The following is a 4,267-nucleotide window of genomic DNA, read 5'->3' as shown; positions in this document are numbered from 1 at the left end:
CGCGAAGGCGGTGTGTCAGCCAACATCAATGCTGAATCACACGCAGTCTTCGCGAGCAGGCTCGCTCCCACAGGGGATGTTTGATGGTTTGAAGGTTAGAGGCTGTCTTGCAGATGACTGCGCAGGTTCTGCAGGTCGGCCTGCAGTTTGCGCATCTGTTCCAGGGTCTGGCCGCTGGCGCCGAGGATGCACGGCGGAATCTCTCGGGCTTTTTCCCGCAGGGCGCGACCTTGTTCGGTCAGCTCGACAATCACCACGCGTTCATCTTCGCGGCTGCGGGTACGGCTCAGCAGGCCTTCGGCTTCCAGGCGCTTGAGCAGCGGTGTCAGGGAGCCGGGATCGGTCAGCAGGCGCGTGCTGATTTCGCCGACGGTCAGCCCGTCGCGCTCCCACAGCACCATCATTGCCAGGTATTGCGGATAGGTCAGGCCCAGTGCTTGCAGCAAGGGTTTGTAGACCTTGGTCATCAGCAGTGAGGTTGAGTGCAGGGCAAAGCACAGCTGGTTGTCCAGCAGCAGGTTGTCGCAGTTGGCCGGGGTGTTGCGTTGGGTGCTCATGTCTAAACCTTGATCATTCATCGTCATGAATTTAGCGGTCGAGTCTTTAATGCGCCAGATAATTTTGGTTTAGGATGCGAGGCCTGAAGTGAGGGGGAGTGGTCAGTGATGGAGTTAGTGATGTATCTGGTGCTCGGCGCTGCGCTGGGCACTGTCGGCGGGGTGTTCGGGATTGGCGGTGGTTTGATCGCGATTCCCGCGTTGGGCGTGTTGTTCGGTCTGGATCAGCAAATTGCCCAGGGCACGGCGTTGGTCATGGTGGTGCCTAACGTGATGCTGGCGCTGTGGCGCTATCACCAGCGCAATCGCATCGAACTGCGCCACGCGTTGCCGTTGGCCTCAATGGGTTTCTGCTTTGCCTGGATCGGCTCGATCTGGGCGGTGGGCATTGATGCACAGCTGATGCGCATCGGATTTGTGGCGTTCCTGATCGCCTTGTCGGCCTACAACCTGTTGCGCATGTTCATGGCTACTACGCCGGCTGCCTCGCAGATGCGTTACTCGTGGCCTTGGCTGGGGGTGTTGGGCGCCGCATCGGGGACCATGGGCGGGTTGTTCGGCGTGGGCGGTGCGGTGGTGGCGACGCCGGTGCTCACCAGCCTGTTCGGCACTACGCAAGTGGTGGCTCAAGGGTTGTCACTGGCGCTGGCCTTGCCCAGCACCGGCGTCACGCTGGTGACTTACGCGCTCCATCATCAAGTGAACTGGGGCATTGCACTGCCGATGGCCGTTGGCGGTTTACTGAGCATCAGTTGGGGCGTGAAGATCGCCCACGCCATGCCGGAGCGCTTGCTACGCGGGTTGTTCTGCGCCTTTCTGGTGCTCTGCGCGGTGATGCTCGCCTTTAAAGTTTGAAGCCTTCGACAATGTGCTCCGCCAGGCACTCGGTGATGGGCGAAGGGTTGTTCAGGTTGCGCACCAGCATGATGCTGGCTTCGGGCAACAGGGGCAGGCCTTCAGCCTCGCCGAGGATGCGCATGTCCTGGGTGATCAGGCTTTCCAGTTGCGCGGTGACCGCCAGCCCGGCGCTGACCACCGCCATGATCGCCGACAGGCTCGAGCTGTTGTAGGCGATCCGGTACTCGCGCCCGGAAGCGTCCAGCGCATTGCAGGCCCAAAGCCTGCAAAAACAATCACTGTTGAACATCGCCAGAGGCAGCGGCGTCTGCTCGTTGGGGCTGAAGCACTGCGCCTGCGCCCAGACAAAGCGTTCCTTGCGCAGCAACTGGCCGATCTCGCTGCCGGGTTCGCGGGTGACGATCGACAGGTCCAGGTCCTGACGCAGCAATAGCTGCTTGGATGACTCGCAATGGACTTCGATCTGGATCAGCGGATAGGCCTGGGCAAAGCGCGAGAGGATGCCTGGCAGGAAACGCATGACATAGTCATCCGGGGTGCCGATGCGCACCGTGCCGACCATGTGTGGCTCACGCAGGGTGTTGAACACTTCGCTGTGGAGTTTCAGGATCCGCCGGGCATAGCCGAGCAACACCTGACCCTCGGCGGTCAGCTTCACCTGACGGCCGTCGCGCTGAAACAACTGGCGTTGCAGCACATCCTCTTCCAGCCGTTTCATCTGCATGCTCACCGCCGATTGCGTGCGATTGACCAGCTCGCCAGCGCGGGTGAAACCACCCTGGTCGGCAATGGCAACGAAGGTGCGCAGGACTTCCGTATCGATACTCGGGTAGTGGCTCAATTCATCAATCTCCGAGATGTATTGCATAAGAAACATTCGTTGGATTGATCTTAGCTCCGGCGCGAGACTTCAGTCATCTACAACGGAGGGCAAGATGATGAAAGGTCAAAAAGGTTATGTGCTGGTTGGAAAGTTTCACGGGTTTTCCCTGGGCCATTGGCTGGAAAAAATCGTCCGCTGGCATGAACTCCACCGTGAGCGTGCATTATTGGCCAGCATGAGTGATGAAGCGCTCAAGGATATCGGTATCAGCCGCGCCGATGTCGAACATGAAGTCGTCCGGCCATTTTGGGATGACCCAATGCACAAATGAGTACCGAACCGCTACACAAGCAGCTTCAGACTGAGGTAGTTTGCGAGCAGACAAGGAGATGCACATGCCCGCAGAACTGTCCTTATCCCTCAAACAGGCTCGGCGTCTGGCGCTGGCCGCCCAGGGTTTCACCGGGCGCCAGCCGCCAGCGGCGGTCAAGCCCGCTCAGCTCAATCGCCTGATCGAACGCTTGGGTATTCTGCAAATCGATTCGGTCAACGCACTGGTGCGCTCGCACTATCTTCCGCTGTTCTCGCGTCTTGGCAACTACTCCGCCGACTTGCTCGACCAGGCCGCCTGGAGCCAGGGCCGACGGCGTACGTTGTTCGAGTATTGGGGGCATGAAGCGTCGTTGTTGCCGCTGTCGATGTATCCCTTGATGCGTTGGCGCATGCAGCGCGCGGCGCAAGGCGAGGGGATCTATCAGCAACTGGCGCGATTCGGTCGCGAACAGCAAGAGACCATTCGCCGCGTCCTGGCTTCAGTCCAGGAGCTGGGTGCACTCGGCGCTGGCAGTTTGTCGACGCGCCAGGAGCGGGCCGGTCCGTGGTGGGATTGGAGCGCTGAAAAGCATGCACTGGAATGGTTGTTCGCTGCCGGCGAAGTGACGGTGGCGGGGCGTCGCGGCTTTGAGCGTCTTTACGACTTGCCGGAACGGGTGATTCCCGAATCGATACTCAAGCAACCGCTGCTCGGCGAAACCGAGGCGCAACGCGGATTGCTGTTGCATGCAGCCAATGCGTTGGGTGTCGGCACGGAAAAGGATCTGCGCGACTATTTTCGTTTGGGTCTGGCCGAGTGCCGCAACGGCCTGGCCGAGCTGGTTGAAAATGGTGAGTTGCTGGTGTGCGGGGTGCAGGGCTGGAAGCAACCGGCATACTGCCTGCCGGAGCCAAAAGTGCCGCGTAAGGTTGAAGCCAGTGCGTTGCTTTCACCGTTTGATTCGTTGATCTGGGAACGCAGTCGAACCGAGCGGTTGTTCGATTTTCGTTATCGGCTGGAAATCTACACGCCGCCAGACAAACGGGTTTACGGCTATTACGTGCTGCCGTTTTTGCACAACGAGCGGATTGCCGCGCGGGTCGACCTTCGAGCGGAGCGGGCGTTGGGTCGGTTGGCGGTGCATGCGGTGCACGAAGAAGAACAAGGCCTGGATGAGCAGGGGATGYAGGCGTTAGCGGCGAATCTTCGGCAGATGGCCGACTGGTTGGGGTTGGAGCAGGTTCAGCTCAATTGCCCAAGGGCCAGTGCGGCGCGGTTGCGGCTGGCGTTGGCGCAGATTGGTGGTGCCTGATCTKACGTCTTCGCGRGCAAGCCCGCTCCCACAAGGTTCAGTGTGATCCCTGTGGGAGCGAGCCTGCTCGCGATGGCGATGTATCAGTCAACCAAAGATGTAATGACTCAACGCCGAACCTGCTTCAGGGTCTCGGCAATCAAGAACGCCAACTCCAGCGACTGATCGGCATTCATCCGTGGGTCGCAATGGGTGTGGTAACGGTCCGACAAACCATCTTCGGTAATCGGTCGTGCACCGCCGATGCATTCGGTGACGTTCTGCCCGGTCATCTCGATATGGATGCCACCGGCATAGGTGCCTTCCGCTTCGTGAACCTGGAAGAACTGCTTCACCTCGCCGAGGATCTGCGCAAAATCCCGGGTCTTGTAGCCACTGATGGCCTTGATGGTGTTGCCGTGCAT

At 59.8% G+C, this 4,267-nt stretch carries 6 protein-coding genes; 3 read left to right on the top strand and 3 right to left on the bottom strand.

Going from position 1 to position 4,267, the window contains the following annotated elements; all coding sequences use genetic code 11:
- Positions 1-95 precede the first annotated feature (95 nt).
- Positions 96-557 (bottom strand): MarR family winged helix-turn-helix transcriptional regulator, encoded by a 462-nt coding sequence (locus AC1DH9_RS23890; protein ID WP_427543515.1) that lies wholly within the window; start codon positions 555-557, stop codon positions 96-98.
- Positions 558-677: 120 nt separating this feature from the next.
- Here AC1DH9_RS23890 and AC1DH9_RS23885 point away from each other — a divergent pair, with 120 nt between their 5' ends.
- Positions 678-1,412 (top strand): sulfite exporter TauE/SafE family protein, encoded by a 735-nt coding sequence (locus tag AC1DH9_RS23885; RefSeq protein WP_427543644.1) that lies wholly within the window; start codon positions 678-680, stop codon positions 1,410-1,412.
- Here AC1DH9_RS23885 and AC1DH9_RS23880 read toward each other — a convergent pair.
- On the bottom strand, positions 1,402-2,256 hold the full coding sequence (locus AC1DH9_RS23880) for a LysR substrate-binding domain-containing protein (RefSeq protein WP_216742114.1): 855 nt from the start codon (positions 2,254-2,256) through the stop codon (positions 1,402-1,404). The two genes, AC1DH9_RS23885 and AC1DH9_RS23880, sit on opposite strands and share 11 nt — an antisense overlap.
- Positions 2,257-2,353: 97 nt before the next feature.
- Here AC1DH9_RS23880 and AC1DH9_RS23875 point away from each other — a divergent pair, with 97 nt between their 5' ends.
- Together AC1DH9_RS23875 and AC1DH9_RS23870 are read left to right on the top strand one after the other, a co-directional pair.
- Positions 2,354-2,569 (top strand): DUF1127 domain-containing protein, encoded by a 216-nt coding sequence (locus AC1DH9_RS23875; protein WP_054598273.1) that lies wholly within the window; start codon positions 2,354-2,356, stop codon positions 2,567-2,569.
- Positions 2,570-2,633: 64 nt separating this feature from the next.
- Complete coding sequence (locus tag AC1DH9_RS23870; RefSeq protein ID WP_477808891.1) at positions 2,634-3,863, top strand: winged helix-turn-helix domain-containing protein; 1,230 nt, start codon at positions 2,634-2,636, stop codon at positions 3,861-3,863.
- 107 nt (positions 3,864-3,970) lie between these two features.
- Here AC1DH9_RS23870 and AC1DH9_RS23865 read toward each other — a convergent pair.
- The coding region (locus AC1DH9_RS23865; protein WP_477808890.1) for a 3-deoxy-7-phosphoheptulonate synthase at positions 3,971-4,267 on the bottom strand (297 nt) is incomplete at its 5' end.

The organism is Pseudomonas sp. 05T35 (assembly GCF_056396605.1).
The sequence above is the reverse complement of the archived record's forward strand: the minus strand, read 5'-3'. Positions and strand labels throughout refer to the sequence as shown.